The following is an 18860-nucleotide window of genomic DNA, read 5'->3' on the forward strand; positions in this document are numbered from 1 at the left end:
TTGCGAACCGATACTATTACCGTAGCCAAAACTTAACGAAATGACCGACGCGGAAGCCTTCAAAAAACTCCAAGTAAAGCCCGGGCATAGTCTGTACCGCAGCAAGTCCAAAAAGGACGCCGACGGTGAACCGCTGTATTCTGTCATTTCTGACCGTGTGGCTGCGCGTGGCCTGGCTGAAGATTGGGAGAAGGTAAACGCTCCTGTTGAGGCCCCGAAGACGGTGAAGACGGCTCCTAAGAAGACCGGCACCAAAAAGACTGCCGCGAAGAGTCAGGAGCCGGAGCCCGTCGAGGAAGTCCAGGAGGTAGAAGAAGAAGCCGAAGCTCCCGCCGCTGAGGAAACCGAGGAGGTCCAGGAGGAAGCCAAACCCGCTGCCAAGACTACGCGGGGGCGGGCCAAGAAAACCGCTAAGTAATGGCGACCAAATACCAGCCTATCCAGAAGTCGACAGGCAAGCCCGTTGGGGCTCCTTTGACGGAGAAGCAGAAGGAGGCGCACCAGGAGGACGTGAACACCCGGGGAAAGTATCGCTACGAGGCTTTACCTGACAAGAACCCCAAGCCCCCCGAATCAGTAAAGAAGACTCTCGAAAAGACGGGAGACAAAGAATAACATCCCCTATACAATGGAGGAACTTATCGAGGCGGTGGTCGGCCTCACCACAACAGACCCTGGGCAATTTATCACCGGCCTAAAGGGTGAAGACGGACGGTTATCTGAAGATGCGGTCGAGAAGGTCAAAGGTGTCCTTGTCGAGCACATCAAGTCCGTTGGGAAACAACAACTTGGCCGGGGTGTGAAAACCAAGGCCCGGGAGTTGGAAAACCTTGTCCGGGAAAAGCTCGGGAACGGTTACGACCTTGATCCTTCACTCCAGGAATCGCAGCTTATCGAAGCCCTCGCAACCGCCTGGAATTCTGAACGCGAAAAGCTATCAGCCGGAGCGAAGAAGATCGAAGGGGAAGGGCTCACGTTGGAAAAGCTACTGGAGCGCGAAGACGTCCGCGAAAGAGTGGCTTCCAAAGTAAAGACCGCCACCCAAACTTTAGAGCAGAAATTAGCTCAACTCGAAGAGGGCTACAAGTCCAAACTTCAAGAGTTGATCCATAAGAACCGCTCTTCCCAGCTTGCCGCCGCTATCGACCAAATAGCCAGTAAGTTCAGTTTTTCCGTTGACGTTGACGGGGATAAGTCCCTTTCTGAGCGTCGCCGCAATCTCCTTCGCAACCTTATCGGGGTTGAGGAGGTAGCTGAGGCAGAAGACGGGAAGCTCTACCCGGTAGACAAGGAAGGTAACGCCATGTACCACCCGGAGACCATGCAGAAAATGACGTTGGTAGACCTCGTAAGAAGTCGCAACCCCTTCGGAGAATCCGAATTCCCCAAGGGTGCAAAATCAACGCCGAAGCCTAAGAATGGCAAGCCGGTAGCAGGGGCGAAGTATTACTTCGAAAATGCTGAGGCCTACATGGACGCCCGGAGCAAAACTTCCGACCTGACTAAACGCCGCGAAATGGCGGAAGCGTGGTCGGCCCAACAACAGCAAGAAAGCTAACAGGTAACAGTCCGGTAAGAACCTATTCCTCCCCTGAAGTGATCCGCTTCGGGCTGGAATCTTCATTCTAACTGATACCAACAAAATGGCTTTTACCGCATCAGATTTACCCAATGTTCTCGCCCGGATGGACACCATCTTGACCGGAGAACACGCGGGGCTTGCCGAGCGGAATTTTCCCGTTCCTGCCCTGGCCGCGCTCACGGCCCGTCAAAACGTGAGCGAACTCGCCCAAACCTACCAGGGGGGCTCCTGTGTGTCTATTGACGCATGGTTCTACGAAATCGGACGCCACACCAACGCGACCGACGTGAACCCCGTTACTCAAGGCTGTGACCTTGTCGACGGAGTAGAAGGCGGAACCCGGAAGAAGACTTTCGACATTTCCCGCCTCGACCTCGCCACCCACGTCATTAAGGGCCCCAAGTGTGCCAATGCTTCAACCGTCACCGAAGAGACCGCCGTAGGCCTCCTGAAGTGTATGGCTGACATCCGTAAGAAGGCGCAGAAGAAGTATTACACGCTGTTCGATACGAACGCCCAAGCCGATCAATGGGGAGGTGACGCCACCTTCGCCGCGTCCGCTGCCGGCGGTAACCGTCTCCGGGTTGACGAGAACAAGTGGGACTTCGAGCTTCTGCTCCGCATGGACTCCCTGGCCGTCAACAACCTTTTCCCGGAGGAATACCTCATCATCGACGGTAACAACCTCTACCACAACGGAGAGTTGGCCCGCTACAAGCGTCTGAACGACAACGAGCGGGATCAAGGTGCCGTCTTCGGAGACGCCCGGATTTTCCACGACCGTCGGACCCTGGACGCCTTCATCGGTGCTCCTTCCACGTTCCTGGTCAATCCCAGCAACTTCATTTTCCACAACGAGGTAGAGTTCCCCAACGTGCCTACCCCGAGCCGCGCCAACCCCAACCGCGTCCGCTACTTCGTAGACGATCCGGTATGGCGTTGGAACTACGACGGCCAGCTTCGCCCGGTGCGCTACCATGTCGAAATGGAGTACACCTGTGACAGCCGGAACAGCCGTGGTGCCGAGGTCGAAAAAATCCTGATGAACGTCTCCCTGGTCGGAGTGCTCGACATTGGTCCCGTCGGCATGAACAACCCGGTCGACTCCGCCGTCGCGCCTACCGCTTCCATTACGGGAGCCATGGCCATCCGCAAAGAGGACGCCGCATAATCATGGAGTGCCTGGAGCAATTGGTCGGCCTCACCGCAAGTGCTTGCGAGTGCTTGAACGCTGAAGAAGGATTTGATCCTTCCGAAAGCGTGACGGGAATGACTCTTACCGACGAGGTAGGAGGCTTCCCGTTGTTGGACCGAGTGACTGCTTCCATTGATTGCAACGACCCGGGCAACATTATCGACAAACTGAAAGCCGCCCGCTCTGAGGGAGCCCGACAGTTTGTTCTTGATGTTGCCCGGGCAACTCGCAAACGCTACCACGCCGCAAACCAGTTCAACGGATCAGTAGGGCGCAAGAAGGTAAAGTCTACCTATGTGCTTCCTTCCGGAATGGATGCCGCAGGACTTGAGCTTCGCTTCCCTCTTCGCAAGGGGCAAAGTTTTGTCCTGGACGCTGTCTACACCCTTTTCCCTTCCGCTGGTGACTTTTCCTTGACAGTCTGGAGTAACGACCCAACGTTCACGACCAAGACTATCGAGGTCACTAACTCAGTTGCCGGTCAGCCTCACAAGACCGACTTGTCTTCAGGTCAAATTGTATTGCCTTGGTTTTCCCGGGCAATGGTCGGAGAGCCTTACATCGTCTACCGGATTTTCCGCTCCGATGGTGCCAACCCCTCGAAAAATGAAATCACTTGCTGCGGGTTCGTCCCCGAGCACGAAAAGCACTTTTCGGCAAAGGGGTTCAACTCTTCAGCAGCGAAGGCAACATCCGAATTCGATTGCATCGGCAGCAGTTCCTACGCCATGGGGCTTTCCCTGGAGGGGTTCACGACTTGCGATGTAACCGGCTGGCTTTGCGAGACGAAGCAAATCGGAGAATACGACTTGCAAGACGCCATTGGTCAGGCAATCAGGTACGCCGGTGCAATCAATCTGGCAAATACCGTACTGCACTCCTCAAAAATCAATGCTTACACCCTGCTCGGGCAAGAAGGTATCTACCGGCTCAGGTCTTCCTACCGGAAGAGCTACGGCGAAATGGTGGAATGGATCGGGGCCAACGTCCCGGCCACCGCTCTGGACTGCCTGGGATGCAGGAGGAAAGTAATTCAGTCTACCGTAAAATCATTAAACTAAATGTCCTTCCTAAACGAATTCACGACGGTATGCGGAAACGCTTGCACGACTGGAATTACCTTTCCTGCCGCCGTCGAAAATCCCGACTGTGTACCCGAACTTCTCAAGTCCCAAATTGGCGACTTGGTGATCGTTCCCGAGGGCGCAACGGACCCCTTTGGGGCTTCCTGGACGGGCGAAGGGGCCACCATCGCCTACACCGCGGACTCCATTGACAACACCGCCATTGACAACACGAAGTCCCGCCGATTCCGGGGGATTGGTAGCCTGAGCGAAAAGGAGACCACTTTCGTCCCGGGCCCCTACGATATGCAGATTCCGCAGCGGACGGTAACGAACCTGGAGTTTACCATCCAGAACGTCGCTACCGAGAACCGGGCTTTCTGGCGGGCCATGGAGTGTTCCCCGACCAACTTTACCGCCTACCTGGGCACGGAGACCAAGTTCTTCGGCAAGAGTGGCGGGGTGAAGCTCAAGAACGTCGTGGTGCAGATGCCACTTGGTGCCGGTCCTGACGACTTCGAGCAGATCATCCTGCGGGCAGAAATCGAGACCAACCGGGTAAGCCTGGAGCGGGCCGAGAACAACCCCTTCAACTAATCCGGGGTGAACCAATACCTGAGACTTAGAACGAGCGACTTTCCGGAGCTTTCGGAAAATCCTTACTGCCTTAGCGATAGGGCCGGTTCTAGGTCTCAGGTCTCGGATATTTTCCTTGTCCCGCGCCTTGCCGACCCGCCTTCAGATTGGCGCAGCTTGTCCGCCTGGAGGTCTATCGCTGACAACTCAGCAGCCGGCGGAATACGCCACCTTGTCGTAGTTGGCGGAGTGTCAGTTCCCGAGAAGACCGACGGGAGCAACATACGCCTTCGCGGGCGCAACGTTACCCGCCGGTCCTACACCCTCACGGCCGAAGTGATCGACGTGACGGACGACAACTACGAGTTAGCGCACCGCTTTCAGAATGGCCTAAACGGATTTCGCTTTTGGTACGCGACAATTTCCGGAAGAATGGTCGGCGGTCCTTATGGGATCGCTCCTTCATCCACCGACGCAGATTTGCCGCTTTCCTCCGACGCTGGAGGAGTCGAAAAAATAGACTTCATCCTCCGATGGAGGGCAGAAGGAGACCCCTACCGGGGAAACGAAGTTGAGGCCTCGCTTGCCTCGAAAATTATCGGAGCCGACGGGGGAAGCTCAGTCGGTGACGGCCCGACCGGACTAGAGGACGTTTTGGGCTACCAGACTTCAGGAATGGCCTACGTATTCGGGGCCGATGAAAACAACATTTGGGGCAGACCCTAAACCAACGCCATGTCTTACAGCGGACCGATCAACATTATTGACCCAGCGACTTTCGAGGCGGTTACAGACCCGACCGGCAAGTCTTTCTTTTTGGTCGACGCTAAGAAGATCAGCTTTGCGGCATTGGTCGCCGCACTTGGTATCGACGGTTCCGAAACGGTGGTCGAAGGAGTGCAGGGCAAGATAAATGTTACCGGCAGCGGCACGACCGCCGATCCTTACATTTTAGACCTTGCTTTCGGTGCGCCCGACGGATCAGAAACGAAAGTACAAGGGACGGCTTCGCAAATCGAGGTAAACGGCTCCGGGACTACCGCAGACCCCTACACTATTTCCCTTCATCCTTCTTTTGGTTCTCCGATCAAGATTTACAACTCCTTGGGGGATTTTCCCGCGGGAGATACCGGAGTAATCTACATTGCGGCAGATACAGAGAAGATATACCGCTGGGATGCAAATGGACAGGGAGCATACAAAGAGCTTTCCCCTTCTACTTCCTCCGGCGGAGGCGGTGGGCGAAGCTCAGTAAACCTTTCAGGAGACGGGGCTACGGCCATTGTCGGCTACGAAGGGACGGCAGCACCTACTATCGGGGGTAGTCAGGGGAATATGATTATCAACGAGCCCGCAGACTGCCGGATCGTTTCGGTTTTCATTGATGCACCGACGGGTTCAGGAGCCACCAGCGGCAACAATTTCGCATTAACGATAGCAAGCTCCAACGGCCGGAATCACTTCGGCGCAGACCGGGTAATTGAACGTTCATCGGGAATAGTTATCGGAACCTCAAATGAATACAATATCGCAATGAGTCAGGTCGGCGTATCAGCCGGCCAAGTGCAGTATTCCTACAACAACATTGCCGGTCTTGGGAACGGCTTCAAAATCGCTATTTCCCCATGCGGATAATCGTCGCAATCATATTGCTATTGCTTCCGGTTTCCGTTTTCGCGCAACGGGAGGAGTCAGAAGCAGCTATCGGGACTGCCCGCAATTTCACGGCTCAGGGCGGGGCCCTGTTCGCTGGTGCGTTGGGGGATTGGAACGACATTTTCAACACCGGGTACAACCCTACCCAAGTACAGACCGACGACCTGTTCCTCGATGCAGCCGGACGGATGTATCGGGTGGCCGTCATTTCGGGCTCGACCTTCTTCGAAGTAAGCGTGACTTTGGAAAGCCTGGAATCCGTCCCGGTTCTCCCGGTGGGAAGAGGGGTGGTGTGGCGACCAATGGGAAACAAGCTAATCCCCCCGCTTCCAGACAATAACGGCGAAATCACATCCTACCTCCAGTCGCTTATCCTGGTACATAACTTCCGGAGAACAGCGCAAACCGCCGGGGGGCAAGTCGACCAGATCACCACCTTGGCGGACACGGCAACAATCATGGAGCCCGCCGAAGGGCACATCCTGATTAAAGCAGACTCTACGATTGCTGCCTTTTACGATGCCGACCTCGGGAAGTGGCTCTTCTTGACCGGGGGAGGGGGCGGCGGTGGCGGCGACGATTGGGGGGCTCAGACGGTAGACACAGACGCCACACTCACCGGCGACGGAACCCCGGGGGCCACCCTTGGGGTGAATACAGCCACCATTGCAACCCGTCAGCACGTAGAAACGGAAATCCTCGCAAACGGCCTTCGGCAGATCACCTACACGGCGACCGGCGGGGAAAGCACGGTAGTAATACCATTCCAGATTGACAATACCAAGCCCATGGTCTTCAACCGGAACGGGGTTGGTCTATCCATTGGAAGCGGTAAAAATGTCACGCTTTCAGGAACCACTTTCACCATCAACTTACAGCCCCTCGACGCGGGCGAAGAAATCAAAATTTTGCTTTATGAAAACTAAGTTTTTCGGGGCGTTGCTTTTCGCCCTCTTACTCTCCTTTTCGGCGGACGCTCAGTTCATCCGGTATCACCAGTTGCTTACCCTCCCTAATGGATCTATTTTGATCGGCCAGGGCGGACAGAACACGCCGGTAGAGCTGGACGCCGCTTTGGTCCCGATTGATCCGATTACCGGAGTAAGTGCTACGGATGTCCAGGGGGCCCTTGCGGAACTCCAGGGGGACATTAACGCCAGCGGCGACGGCTGGGGTGCCGACGTGGTGCAGTCCGATAACACCCTGAGCGGAGATGGTACGGCCGGTACTCCTTTGGGCGTAAACTCTGCCAACCTCAATACTTCGGAATTTAACAACGACGCGGGATTCATTACGAACGCCAACGATGCCGACGCCGACCCCGCCAACGAATTGCAGACGATCAGCAAGGCGGGGAGCACCGTCACCCTGAGCGACGGCGGAGGCAGCTTTACCGACGAAGTGAATGACGCCGACGCCGACGCCTCCAACGAATTGAATATCGCCAGCCGACCGGCCAACGACAACGATGTCACCCTGAGTAACGGGGGCGGCACATTCTCGGTCATCGGGGACTACTACAACGATGAAGTAAGTATCACCGGTGGGGCGTCTACCGTCACCCTTCCCGCAACTCCAGACCTGACCGGAACGGATTGGCACTTCACCAGGAACGGAGTGGTTTACAGGGCCAGCACCACCGACGGGAACGAGTATTTCTACATCAACGGAACCACGTTGCAGCCCAGCACAGGACAGCCCGCTTTGGCTGACGGCGAAGTGATCGGCTACCGCTTCCCCCGCTAATTGATTTTCACTTACTGATACCAAACAACGGCCCATGCGTGCCCTAATTCTTTTCGTCCTGCTCTTGTTTTTGTCGCTGATGCTGCCAGCGCAAAAAATCCGGCTGCACCAGTTAGAGAAACTTCCCGTAGAGTTTCACGCCCCCGGCACCCTGTATGTCATTGGGGATGTTGTCAAGACTTCGGACGGTCTGCTTTATCGTGCTACCGCGTCAACCACCACGACGCCCCCGGGCGCAGATTGGGAAGGATTTGACGTCGGGGGAGCCGCAGCAGACGGTAACGGTATTCTAAAAGGTGGTATCGATACCGTTGAAAGTACAGGTTGGTGGGCCTTCCCGCTCAACCCTGATGCGGACGCCTACGGGCGTTTCTCCATCGGAAGGCAGCAAAACAGCAATTCGTTTACCTCGGGGCCTGTTTACACCGCAGCAGGAGGGGAGCAAGCGGCTTTTTTCTTCACGGTAGATTCCTTGGGGAATTATGTGAACGGGGAGTTTGTATTTAATGACGGCCTTAATACTACCCGCTACCGACCGGGGAGTATGTTTTTTCAAGGCAATTCGGCCCCCTTTGGGCATACATTAAGTTTCACAAGTACCGGGATGCAATTTAGTGCGACCCTTACGGGCTCGCCATATATCGCCATGCCGACTGCCGGACCGGGGGTAAGTGCAAACGGCCGGGTACGTGTCACCGACGGGACAGGAGCAACCACCTGGGAAGATTACACTCCAGCAGGGGACATTACCGACGATCAAACTTTATCCCTCAACGGAACGGACCTGAGCATCGAAGACGGGAACACCGTCGATCTTTCGGTAATTCAGGACGGGACAATTGATGGCGACTCCAACCCCGCTAATGAGTTACAAGTTCTAAGCATCAACGGGCAAGACCTCAGCATCAGCAACGGAAATACGGTGACGTTGCCGAGTGGTGGGGGAGGAACTGATAGCCAAACCCTCAGCCTTTCTGGTCGGACACTTTCCATACTTAACGGCAATTCCGTTTCAATTCCATGGGAGCGAACAGGGTCATTGATAGGGTCGTCAGATGTCACCAGAGTTGGTATAGGTACGACCGCTCCCGCTCAACCCCTGCAAATAAGCGTATCAGGATCAAACTTCAATGATCGACCCGGGATTGCCTTAAATAATACCGCGTTCTCAGGATTATGGGGAACGCTTCATGGAAATGGAGCGATAGGTTCTATTGGTCAATCTTACAGTTCTGACGGAGGGTTGTTCTTTCGTGGATTCACCTATTCAAGCCGTCCGGCATTTAGGTTGCAGGGGTATGTTGGAAGTTCATCGCCCGGGGCCGATGATGCAGCCGTATCCATTGAAGGACTCAAGTATGACGCCGGAAACTCGGGTAGCCTGAAATATCAGTCCATGTCGGGCAACGATTTGATTATGAGTGTTACCGCAGGATTCCCTACGGGCCAAACTGAAGTATTAGCGCTCCGCGCCAATTTTACCGGCAATCTAGGATTGTGGAACTACAATTCTGGCATAGCCGGAACGAACGGCCAAGTTTTAGGCTGGTCTGGGGGCGTTCTCCAGCCCATTACAATAAGTAGTGGGTCAACACAAACTTTGTCTATTTCCGGCGACCAGCTTTCAATTAGCGGAGGAAATACCGTAACGCTTCCTTCCGGCGGCGGGGCGGCGGATGGCAATCAAAATTATATTACTGCAACAGGAGATTATGACCCCGACAGTCCCTTGTCCAATTGGACGCAGCCTTCCGCCGTAAATGGGTCAACAGCAGCGGTTTATTTTGACAACGGTGTGGCAAAATACGAGTACGACGGAAGTGCATGGACAAAAGTTATTTTCATCCCCAATTATGTAACTCAAGCCCGAGAAGGATTTGCAACATTCCAAAACGTACATCCAGAAAACCCGGTAGAAACTCAAAACCACGCCTATACCTATATAGGGAGCCACCACAGGACATATTTTGCTTGGGCGAGGGAGACAAATGTCGAGGCCTACGTGAGCTATTATGACCACGAGAAGAAAGAGTTTGGTCCCGAAGTGGCTTGGGGTATTCCTCGTTCAGGAGCAACTGACGATCACGCCGTTCCTGCAATTGTGGTCGCCAATGACGGCCATATTCTGCTTTTTCAAGAGCAATTACTTGGAACCGCCGGATTCGCCAATAACAGCCCAATTCATATCCGCAGAAGCACGAACCCAGAGGACATTAGTTCGTGGAGCGCAGTTTCCGGTAGTCCCTTTAGTAACCGAGGCAGCTACCTGTATCCCAACGTGATGCCAAACGGGGATGTAGTGGTTTATATGCGATCCGATCACGAGTATATGAGTTGTTGGCGGTCTACTGACAACGGAGTTACTTGGAAAAACTTTGACGATACCGCTATTGGATCAACTACTGCCTCAGGTCCGCATATTGTCTCTTTGCCCGCAAACAATTGGTGCTACCTGTTTACGGCCCAGGTCAAAGGGGGACTATCAATCATCGTAAGACATCGAAACGGGAACGTGTCAGAATACCCTAATTCTCACGCTCTTTTCACGTCCGATAATATCACGTATGGAAACTGGACTTGGTGGATAAACGGACAGACTGGAGGATGGTCAAAAAACGTAGATACTGGAGGGGCAATATCTATTACGGAGCTTAATGACAACTGCCTAATTGTTGGCGATGCCGCTGAAACGGAGGACGTAGTTTCGGCAAAGCAATTCCAAGTTTCAGATGGGTACATGTGGATATACTACTTATACAACCCTGACCCCTCCACTTTGGCCACTAGGGCCCGCCTTCGCGTATATGATGTGAATTACAATCAAGTAAGCGATGTTGACATATTCGACAATATAAATAATCCCCCTGCTGCATTAAGATCATTTTCCTATATGGGGATGGATGTTCACGATACGGCCAATGGTGAGGCATCCTTTGTGTTTCCAAATGGTACAGAGTTGTGGCAAATAAAAACGCTTGATTTCGGAAAGAACTTCACCGTCCAAAGGAAAATAACCGATTACGCCGGAACAGAGGCCAATGGCAGTAGAGTTCAATTTTTCAGAAATCAAAGATTCAATGTTAGTGCATTGATGTTCAGGATGGACACGCCAAACCCCGAACTGGGAGTCTACATAATGGACCTGAGAGGCGATGAGTGGAGGTATTTGACAGACCCAATTACCGAGTAATGAGGACCATGCTTGCCACCATACTGCTTTTTGTTTTCGCGGCCGCTCAAGGACAGCACCGGGGGCAGATCACTATTGACGACTTCCCCGCGGGAGGTACTGTTCTTGTTGTGTCGGAATCAGGAGACACACTTGACCTTCAATACCTGAGCATCAATAATCAATTGATTGCCGATTGGAACTCCTCAACGCCCTGCGTTCGGATAGACCTCTTCCCCCGGGCGATTCGAAATTATGTGCTTCAGTACGGCGAATACTTTATCCAGGACATTGGAACCGGCCCCTTTCTGACTTGCCCGCCAGAAGGCGAATTCAACGTCACGCCTCCGCCTCCTTGCGACGATCACGTCTACCCAAATCCTACTTTCGGGCCCCTCTATTCCGATTGCGGCGGAAGGTGGACGGTTTACTCTATGAGTGGCCGGCTAGTCATGCAGCGGAGCAAATCAATTGATCTTTCAGGCCTACCAGCAGGAAACTATTTGCTCCGGCGAAAGAATTACAAGACTATCATCATCAAGCAATGACCGCACAAGCAAACACAGTAAAGGGGGGATTCATTAACCCGGACTTGCTCTACAATGCGTTGAGCTACATCGGCAATACGGAGGAGGTCGGCCCGAAGAGCAACGAGGTTATCCTCAACGCTATTCACACCTTGTTCCCGGGCTGGCGTGACGACAGTACAATCGCGTGGTGCTCTTGCTTTACTCACCTAATCGCAATCAATGTCTGCGGCGAGAATCCACTTCAGACGGGCCACAAAGCCCCGGGGACGGCCCGCTCCTGGCTTACCGTAGGCGACCCGGTAGAAACTCCTTTGCCCGGGGACATTGTTGTCTACTGGAGGGGATCAAAGAACAGTTGGCAAGGCCACGTTGGGTTCTACTGCAACCGGATAGGGGACAAGATTTTCACCCTCGGGGGGAATCAGGCAAACTCCATCACGGTTTCCGCCTATTCCGCCAACCGGCTATTGGGCTTTCGGCGGCTCCGCCCCGCGCCTGAATTTGAGCCAAACATCATTCCGTAAAACGAAAAGCTCCATGAAATACTTCATCATTACCTGGATTATCTCTTTTGGAATATCTGTGGATTGTCCCACGGAGCGAGTATTTGATCCAGTAACCCAAGATTACAAGACTCCGCACTTTGTCCATGCGGTTAACTGTATGGAAATAGTTTCGGACACCCTTTCAATAAGGTTTGAAACCGAAGAGGATTATTTGCGCCACATCGAGCTACTTCAAAGCGATAACCGGGTCAAATCCATCCAGGTAGAAGAAGTGCAAAGTGTAGTTGTAAAAGAATGGGCCAGACCGAAACCTAAGAACGTTTTCGAGACTGAGGTTTGGATCAATGACGCATCCCAAGTAACCCCGATCAGTTCTATTCAGCTAACCCCGGGCAAACAATAAGTTATGATCTGTTCTGAGACCTGCCCCAAAGGGACTAATTGCAAGCCACTCTCAAACGTAATTGCGACCGACGAAAACGGCGTGGCTCTTCCTAACGGTTCGCTTTGTTGTGTCGGCCTCCATGGGGAGCAGAAGCCCGAAGAGGTTGAAGACGACATTTACCGGCATTGCTTCAGGTCTGCCGGTGGAGTCGACCAAGTCAGCGACAATGATGAATACGATTTAATGTCCGTCGTTTCTGTGTTCTCTGAAGCACTCCTTATTAACAATCATTTAGAAGAGGTTTAGCTCCATGACCCCGCCAGACAACATACTCAAGGCTCTTGCCACAATCAACGAGGCCCTGGCAATGATCCACTTTGTATTGCCCACCGAAGAGGGGCGGCAGCGTCGCCGCAAGCAGCGGGAAGACCGGCGGATCAGGAAGGCCACAAGAAAGCTCAACAGAGAGGAACGGAAGTACCGCAAGGATTACGCCGACGGAGAAATCACGGAAAAGACATTCTATAACCTAATGGCATCCCTTCAGAAGAAAAGAAAGGAGCTTGGCATCGTTGAACAAAACCAAACAGCACAGTTAAACAACTAATCTTCGCGCTTTTCTTCTTGGCGTCTGCCGTTGCTTTCGGTCAGCCCTTGGATGAAAACGATTACATCCTACTTCCATCGTTCAGGGATTACCAGCCCTGGGAGTTGTTGCCGGTAAAGACTCAGAAGGACACTTTGGTCCCGAAGGTTTACCTCGAAGTCGACCACGACGTCTACCAATGGGCCGGGGGCCTGGAGGAGACGGAGCTTTTCATCAAGGGGGCTTTTGAGCAAGTCCGAACGCTTTACCTGGGCCCCAATACGGTCTTTGACCTTGAGCCTATCCTATACATTCACGAAAGCCCGAGCGGTTACTCAGGGCAGAGCAGCGGGGAAAGCCTCACGGAGTTTCAGGCATCCGCCCAAGGGCACCCGGGAAACGTTGCGATCCTTGTCTCCTTCAGAGCTTCCGGAGGGATTGCATTTGTAGACCAGACGTGCCGGAGTGCCAACTTTGGATTTGCCTCGATCAATCCCGAGTACATGGTCGTTCCGGTCTACTCCTGGTCGGTCATGGTGGTTGCTCACGAATTGGGGCATATCTTCGGGAGTCTTCACACTCATTCGTGTGTATGGAATGGGAACAACACCGCAATTGATGGTTGTTTCAATACGGAGGGAGGTTGCCCCCGGCCGGGAATCCCCCAAGGCGGGGGCGGGGTAATGTCTTATTGCCACCTGACGACCGCAGGAATCAGCTTTGAACCGGGCTTCGGGGTTCAGGAAGGAGCGGTCATGCGTAACCGGGTTATGGCGGCGGGATGCGTGGAGATCAGGCCAGTTGGTCCAGAGCCTCCCGAAGAGTGCGAACAGGACGAATTGATCGTTGAGCTGTCCACAGACCTTCACCCGAGGGAAACTGCGTGGATAGTCCGCAATGAAGCCGAAGAGGTAATCCTCCAGGGCGGGCCCTTTGACAAATCAGAATGGCTTACCGACTTCCGCAGTCCGGTTTGTCTTGATCCAGGTTGCTACACCTTCACCATTTTCGACGAAGAGGGGGACGGGATTAGTTCTCAGGACTTCGGGCCGGGAGCCTACCGCTTAATTCTGAACGGCGACACCATTGCGTCAGGCGGGGATTTTGGTTTTCAAGAAGAGGTCTCTTTCTGCGTTTCGATTGATCCGGAGGAGTGCGAACCGCTCGACCTTTCAGAAATCGCCAGCTACGGGACCAATCAGGACGCGGGCGTCGTCTTCGTGGATTACGGCGGGCAAGAAATTACGATCCGGGGCAATGGCTGGAAGTCAATACCCCTCGAATACACCGTCACCGAAAGAACGGTCCTGAAGCTCTCTTTCAGGGCGGGCCCCATTGGGGAAATCCATGGCATCGGATTCGACAATAACGACGTGATCGGGTCCAATCAAACGTTCAGGCTTGCCGGCACTCAGTCCTGGGGCATCCCTTCTTATTCTGGCTACCAGCCGGCGGACGGTTGGGTAGACTACGAAATCCCCGTAGGCAACTTTTACCGGGGAGACTTTGATCGATTGTTCTTTGTCAACGATAAAGACCTCGGGACAGCAAATAACGAAAGCAGCTTCCGCAATGTCAGGGTTTGCGAAGACGGGACGGGCGTTACCTCAGAACTCCCTGCCCCCGCCGAAGGAGAGTTTGACCTCCCGGTAATTCCCGAGCCCTACCCCAACCCTACTTCCGGATTGATCTTGCTTCCTGAGCCTGGGGAGTGGACTGTATTCAACCTGACCGGACAATCCCTTTCGTCCGGATCGGGAAGTCAAATTGATTTGTCAGAATACCCGCAAGGCGTCTACCTCGTAAGGCGTGGCGGGAAGACCTCGAAAATCGTAAAGCGATAAAAATAAATGCTATGAAACCGAAATAATCAAAATGTCAGAAAGAAATGAATTCGACCATATTACTGGACATCTTGGCTTGGCTCGAAATGGAGCCGCTGGGAGTAGTTACGGGAACGATAGGATCAATGTTGTCCCTCTTCGTGGTAAACGGAAACACCTTTACCTGGAGGCGGACGGTATTGATCCTAATGGCAGGAGTGGGGCTTTGTGGCTACACCTTAGCCATAACCGGAGTTTGGGCCGACAGGCTCTTTGACAAGCCCGAGGCAATACGGGCTACCTCCCTTGTCCTGAATATCGGAATCGGATTTATTGCTTCTGACGCGCTCTCCTCCATCAAAAGTGCCGCTCCAACATTCACCAACGCCGTTGTAAATCATTTCACAGAATTATTCAAGCTACTGACTAAGCCCTCAACCAAGAAAGATGAATAGCTACATCTACTCAATAACCTTTCAAATAATTGGCTACGTCACGCTTGGCCTGACCTTCTATTTATTGGCCGTTGCGCTGAAGAATGATCGGTTAAAAATGGATCATCCGGTTCTGAGCCGTAGAACAACCAAGCTCGCCTTGGTGGGGGTTTTTGTCAGTCTGTTCGGTTACTTGGCCGTCCCCGGAGAAAATCAAATTTGGTGGGCTCTCTTCAACGCCTCAATCATGGGGGCTCTCGGGACTTTTGCCTACTACTACAAAGAGCAATACGAAAGGATAAAAATTGCCTATGTGGATCATTCCGCATACCTCACGATTCCCACGGAAAACTACATCGAGGCAGAGCCAGGGGTTTGGCTTAGAGTGCTTACCCCAAAATCTAAAATCCTGACTCCAGAAGAAGTTGACCTACTGAAAATCATGGAGGATTACCCCGCTGATAATTGGCTCGGAATAGCTTTTGAAATAAGTGACGGATCAAATTTCCCGCCACACATCCACCCGAAGTGGGAACACACCTACCTGACGAAAGGGGAAGCCGAAGTCTTTGACAACTACCGAAAGCTGGAACCAGGAAAACACATCGAAGTCCCACCCATCACAAAGCATCATTTCAAAGCCTTGGCGAAGTGCCGGGGCATCAGCTTCATTCAAAAATAACCGACCGGGCGGTTTCCCCGGACACCAAACATACTGTACCATGACTACTACATCACCACCCGTAAGTCGGACGATTATCAAATCGACGAACTTTAACGTTCAGGCTCTCATTCCGCTGCTTGTGGCAATCGGGGCCCTCTTCGGGATTGATCCAGACGTAACCCTCACCGCTACTGATTACGCCGCCAACATTGGCGTTACCGTTGTCGGTGCGTGGTATTTCCTTCGGGAGCAATTCAAGGACGGACTTTCCCTGACGTGGAACTCAAACGTGCTGTTCTACATTATCGCGTTCCTGGCAAACTTCGTTCCCTGGATCGTGGACTACCCGATTCAAGAAACGGCCTCGGGACTGATTGAAGCACTCGCCTCCGGGGACTTCTCCCTGATTCTTACCTCCCTTTTTGCCGTTGGGAACATCGTCTACAAGATCATTCAGGACCGGAGAAACGCCAGTTCAGGCGGACAGCCCGCTCCCGCTCGGTAAAGCGGAAAGAATACTATGGTGTTTGGTCCCTCCTTCCCGCCCTGATCCTTCAGGGTTGGGGAGTTGGGGCTTGCAATGCTTGTTTGTGTACGTGTAAGTCCGTAGGAGCCCTTGGAGCTATGCTTCAGGGGTTCTTTGTTGGTGGCTTGGGTAAGGGCATCCAATGGGTGATGTAATTATTTTCAAACTGGAAATCATTACCAACGAAAACCTTAGCATCAGCATGATATTTAGCTATCCCCCAATACCTATCTTTAGTTACCATAACAACAAATTCCAGGTCGCAAGGGAACGCGTCCTCCACGCTTACCCAGGGGGCGCAATCGTTTAACTTATCCTCAATCGCCGCTAAAGCTAATCTCAAATCAGCATCACTAGGGAAAGGCCGATCGTTGGTTGCCGTATTACGATCGTGACGTATTTCGGTTATGATTTTCAAAAGCAGGTCTCTCATTCCTCCAGGCTTTTGAGAACTTCTTCTATTCGGCGAGCCTCTTCACTTTTGGTCTTTAATTTTTCTTCCATCCTGAGCCTTAAAATCGCCTTCACAGAAGAGAGGATTTCAGCCCATTTACTTTCGGCGACTTCCTGTATTATCAGGCCAGCAATTCGTTGATCCACTTCTCTCCCTTTTTGTAAGGGTTGAGAATTAATTGTGTCGAGAACCTTGCTGACGTCAACATCCAAGCCTTGAAACCTTGAAGGGTTTGGGTTTAGGTTAAGCGGCCCACGTATTTTGCGCTCTGGATAGTCGTCCATAAATGCCATAACGATTTGTTCTAATGATTTGAATTATTCGAGGAGGAAGGAATTTGATTATCCCTTTCCTCCCCCAAAGAGGCTTTTAAAAATGGTTGCTATTACATAAGCAACACCTACGGTGTAAGAGACTCTTACCGCAACCTCGGGCCATGTAATTGCCTCGCAGATACATTCATTCATAGTAGATGTGTTTTGGTTATTCTTCCTCTTCTTTTCCGGGGAGGTCAGGAATCCGCATATAGAGATCAACCTCGCTTACTGCATAATGCTTCCCATCAGGGAGAGTCCGGAAATCTTCCAACGGGCCGTAGGTAGCTACGGCAAATCGTTGGTTCACGCATTCGTAATCCATGTAAATAATTACGAGGTCTCCCTTTTCGGGAGGGGAAGCCTCGGGATTAACCCATGTCTTCAGTTTTGAAAGGGCAGCAGCAGCAACTCCAATTCCGTTTCCGAAACCTTCTCCGTAACTCTTTAAAGCGATAATTGTCTCTCTCTTGGTCATTATTGATCTTGATTTTTGAAAAAATCCCAAGCACACCCGATGCGTTTACTCCCGTTAGGCTTTCTCGCGTCCCTCCCTCATGGAAGACGCCTACTTGCGGCACCGGGAATGATACATCGACGTTTCGTTGATCGGCACCAACTCTATCCGCCAGCCGGTTCACTTGGCTAAAGTGTGGGGTGCTTGGGGGTTCTTTATTTGGACAAGGGGGTGTCTTTGATTGAAACCTCCGGGAAATCGTAAACTGTAATGTCTTTTTTGGCAATCTCGTCTACCAATTTCGACACCACATAACGACCTCTTGCCGTGGTAACAGTTCCCTCTTCCGTTTCTACGGCAAGACCGGCCTTTATCAGTCTTCTCGTAGCGTCGTTATTCAGGTTGCGCCCTGTACGAACCGGCTCGTGGTGTCGGAGGTGGAAAAGTTCGCGAACATCGACTTTATGCCCGTGAATAATCTGAGGATTGCTTTCTTGGCTGCTCATGGCTGTTCTGTTTTATGAAGAGTAAAGCGTGTTGTCGATTTGCCCCTCGAATCGCTCAAGAGACATAATGCAATACCCCTCTTTCAATCCAAAGGCACTACCTTCTTTGTCTGTCAGGATAGATGTCACCCGAGAAGCAACCTTGCCCCCGAAATAGGCGTCTAACTCCGGGTCATATCCTTCGCAGACCAAAACGTCACCGACCTCATAAGGACGGTCGTTCTTCCGCAGTTCGAACTTCTTGTTTCGGCTTTTCAACTGGGAGAAAAACGGTTCAACGGTTTTCAAATAATGTACTTTCATAACTCTAGTTTTGGAATGGTTACGCGTTTTGATAATATTGCCAAGCGGCTTCGACTGCCTTACTCCATCGGCCACAGATCGCGGCCAATTCCTTTACGCAATCGTAATCATCTAGCTCCGCGTCAATTATTGAAATAATGTTGTCGTATTGGTAGGACAATGCCCCCGCGTGCTCCGATGGGTTGATGTCAATACCCTCGCTCCATTCTTCGAGTAAGTCAATAGTGAACTGTTCGAGGTTTCTATCTAACCACTTGCTTGCCGCCTTTTCCATTTCTTCAATGAAGGGCGCGCTTACTGCTTTAGCTATCTGGCTAAATTCGGTTCCTGCCCTTTCTTTGTTTACAACTTCCATTTTCTTGCTGAATTTATTGCCCTTGCTGG

The 18860-nt window shown here is 52.4% G+C and carries 25 protein-coding genes and 1 pseudogene; 20 read left to right on the top strand and 6 right to left on the bottom strand.

Annotated elements, in window-relative coordinates:
- Window positions 1–40: 40 nt before the first annotated feature.
- From E1J53_RS18830 to E1J53_RS18920, 20 genes and pseudogenes are all read left to right on the top strand, one after another.
- Window positions 41–418: a hypothetical protein gene (locus E1J53_RS18830; protein WP_134274232.1), complete on the top strand. Its 378-nt coding sequence runs from the start codon at window positions 41–43 to the stop codon at window positions 416–418.
- A complete protein-coding gene (locus E1J53_RS18835; RefSeq protein WP_134274231.1) occupies window positions 418–615 on the top strand; it encodes a hypothetical protein in 198 nt (65 codons plus the stop codon). The genes E1J53_RS18830 and E1J53_RS18835 overlap by 1 nt, the downstream gene beginning before the upstream one ends.
- 13 nt (window positions 616–628) lie before the next feature.
- Entirely contained in the window at window positions 629–1558 is a 930-nt protein-coding gene (locus E1J53_RS18840; RefSeq protein WP_134274230.1) for a hypothetical protein, read from the top strand.
- A 127-nt stretch (window positions 1559–1685) separates the two neighbouring features.
- Window positions 1686–2753 carry a hypothetical protein gene (locus tag E1J53_RS18845; RefSeq protein WP_173021559.1) on the top strand — a complete coding sequence of 356 codons (1068 nt, stop codon included), beginning with the start codon at window positions 1686–1688 and terminating at the stop codon, window positions 2751–2753.
- 2 nt (window positions 2754–2755) lie between these two features.
- A complete protein-coding gene (locus E1J53_RS18850) occupies window positions 2756–3838 on the top strand; it encodes a hypothetical protein (RefSeq protein ID WP_134274228.1) in 1083 nt (360 codons plus the stop codon).
- Window positions 3839–4438: a hypothetical protein gene (locus tag E1J53_RS18855; RefSeq protein WP_134274227.1), complete on the top strand. Its 600-nt coding sequence runs from the start codon at window positions 3839–3841 to the stop codon at window positions 4436–4438.
- Between the two features lie 228 nt (window positions 4439–4666).
- Window positions 4667–5143, top strand: a complete 477-nt coding sequence (locus E1J53_RS18860; RefSeq protein WP_134274226.1) for a hypothetical protein — start codon at window positions 4667–4669, stop codon at window positions 5141–5143.
- Window positions 5144–5152: 9 nt separating this feature from the next.
- Window positions 5153–6052, top strand: a complete 900-nt coding sequence (locus tag E1J53_RS18865; RefSeq protein ID WP_134274225.1) for a hypothetical protein — start codon at window positions 5153–5155, stop codon at window positions 6050–6052.
- A complete protein-coding gene (locus E1J53_RS18870; RefSeq protein WP_134274224.1) occupies window positions 6043–6999 on the top strand; it encodes a hypothetical protein in 957 nt (318 codons plus the stop codon). Before E1J53_RS18865 ends, E1J53_RS18870 begins: the two co-directional genes overlap by 10 nt.
- Entirely contained in the window at window positions 6989–7819 is an 831-nt protein-coding gene (locus E1J53_RS18875) for a hypothetical protein (protein WP_134274223.1), read from the top strand. Before E1J53_RS18870 ends, E1J53_RS18875 begins: the two co-directional genes overlap by 11 nt.
- Before the next feature lie 34 nt (window positions 7820–7853).
- On the top strand, window positions 7854–11009 hold the full coding sequence (locus E1J53_RS18880; protein WP_134274222.1) for a hypothetical protein: 3156 nt from the start codon (window positions 7854–7856) through the stop codon (window positions 11007–11009).
- 8 nt (window positions 11010–11017) lie between these two features.
- On the top strand, window positions 11018–11536 hold the full coding sequence (locus tag E1J53_RS18885) for a T9SS type A sorting domain-containing protein (protein WP_173021560.1): 519 nt from the start codon (window positions 11018–11020) through the stop codon (window positions 11534–11536).
- On the top strand, window positions 11533–12042 hold the full coding sequence (locus tag E1J53_RS18890; protein ID WP_134274220.1) for a TIGR02594 family protein: 510 nt from the start codon (window positions 11533–11535) through the stop codon (window positions 12040–12042). The genes E1J53_RS18885 and E1J53_RS18890 overlap by 4 nt, the downstream gene beginning before the upstream one ends.
- A gap of 13 nt (window positions 12043–12055) precedes the next feature.
- The gene (locus E1J53_RS18895) at window positions 12056–12427 is read left to right on the top strand and encodes a hypothetical protein (RefSeq protein WP_134274219.1); all 372 of its coding nucleotides are present in this window, start codon (window positions 12056–12058) and stop codon (window positions 12425–12427) included.
- 292 nt (window positions 12428–12719) lie between these two features.
- A complete protein-coding gene (locus tag E1J53_RS18900) occupies window positions 12720–13016 on the top strand; it encodes a hypothetical protein (RefSeq protein ID WP_216650079.1) in 297 nt (98 codons plus the stop codon).
- A gap of 134 nt (window positions 13017–13150) precedes the next feature.
- A pseudogene (locus E1J53_RS24720) lies at window positions 13151–13678 on the top strand (M12 family metallo-peptidase); the annotation flags it as partial.
- The gene (locus E1J53_RS18905; RefSeq protein ID WP_253932097.1) at window positions 13679–14839 is read left to right on the top strand and encodes a T9SS type A sorting domain-containing protein; all 1161 of its coding nucleotides are present in this window, start codon (window positions 13679–13681) and stop codon (window positions 14837–14839) included.
- A 44-nt stretch (window positions 14840–14883) separates the two neighbouring features.
- Window positions 14884–15273 carry a hypothetical protein gene (locus tag E1J53_RS18910; RefSeq protein ID WP_134274216.1) on the top strand — a complete coding sequence of 130 codons (390 nt, stop codon included), beginning with the start codon at window positions 14884–14886 and terminating at the stop codon, window positions 15271–15273.
- Window positions 15266–15934 carry a cupin domain-containing protein gene (locus E1J53_RS18915; protein ID WP_134274215.1) on the top strand — a complete coding sequence of 223 codons (669 nt, stop codon included), beginning with the start codon at window positions 15266–15268 and terminating at the stop codon, window positions 15932–15934. Before E1J53_RS18910 ends, E1J53_RS18915 begins: the two co-directional genes overlap by 8 nt.
- Window positions 15935–15974: 40 nt before the next feature.
- Window positions 15975–16421 carry a hypothetical protein gene (locus E1J53_RS18920; RefSeq protein ID WP_134274214.1) on the top strand — a complete coding sequence of 149 codons (447 nt, stop codon included), beginning with the start codon at window positions 15975–15977 and terminating at the stop codon, window positions 16419–16421.
- Window positions 16422–16545: 124 nt separating this feature from the next.
- On the opposite strand, the gene E1J53_RS18925 is transcribed toward E1J53_RS18920, so the two are convergent.
- The 6 genes from E1J53_RS18925 to E1J53_RS18950 all read right to left on the bottom strand — a co-directional run bounded on the left by E1J53_RS18925 (window position 16546) and on the right by E1J53_RS18950 (window position 18831).
- Entirely contained in the window at window positions 16546–16875 is a 330-nt protein-coding gene (locus tag E1J53_RS18925) for a DUF551 domain-containing protein (protein ID WP_134274213.1), read from the bottom strand.
- Entirely contained in the window at window positions 16872–17189 is a 318-nt protein-coding gene (locus E1J53_RS18930; RefSeq protein ID WP_134274212.1) for a hypothetical protein, read from the bottom strand. Before E1J53_RS18930 ends, E1J53_RS18925 begins: the two co-directional genes overlap by 4 nt.
- Window positions 17190–17379: 190 nt before the next feature.
- Complete coding sequence (locus tag E1J53_RS18935) at window positions 17380–17688, bottom strand: hypothetical protein (RefSeq protein WP_134274211.1); 309 nt, start codon at window positions 17686–17688, stop codon at window positions 17380–17382.
- Between the two features lie 194 nt (window positions 17689–17882).
- Window positions 17883–18173: a hypothetical protein gene (locus E1J53_RS18940; RefSeq protein WP_134274210.1), complete on the bottom strand. Its 291-nt coding sequence runs from the start codon at window positions 18171–18173 to the stop codon at window positions 17883–17885.
- Window positions 18174–18185: 12 nt separating this feature from the next.
- Window positions 18186–18476, bottom strand: coding sequence for a DUF3850 domain-containing protein (locus E1J53_RS18945; protein WP_134274209.1), 291 nt, complete (start codon window positions 18474–18476; stop codon window positions 18186–18188).
- Window positions 18477–18495: 19 nt separating this feature from the next.
- Window positions 18496–18831: a hypothetical protein gene (locus E1J53_RS18950; protein WP_134274208.1), complete on the bottom strand. Its 336-nt coding sequence runs from the start codon at window positions 18829–18831 to the stop codon at window positions 18496–18498.
- Window positions 18832–18860 lie beyond the last annotated feature (29 nt).

The sequence above is a fragment of the Lewinella sp. W8 genome (assembly GCF_004375085.3).
Classification (GTDB): Bacteria; Bacteroidota; Bacteroidia; order Chitinophagales; family Saprospiraceae; genus Neolewinella.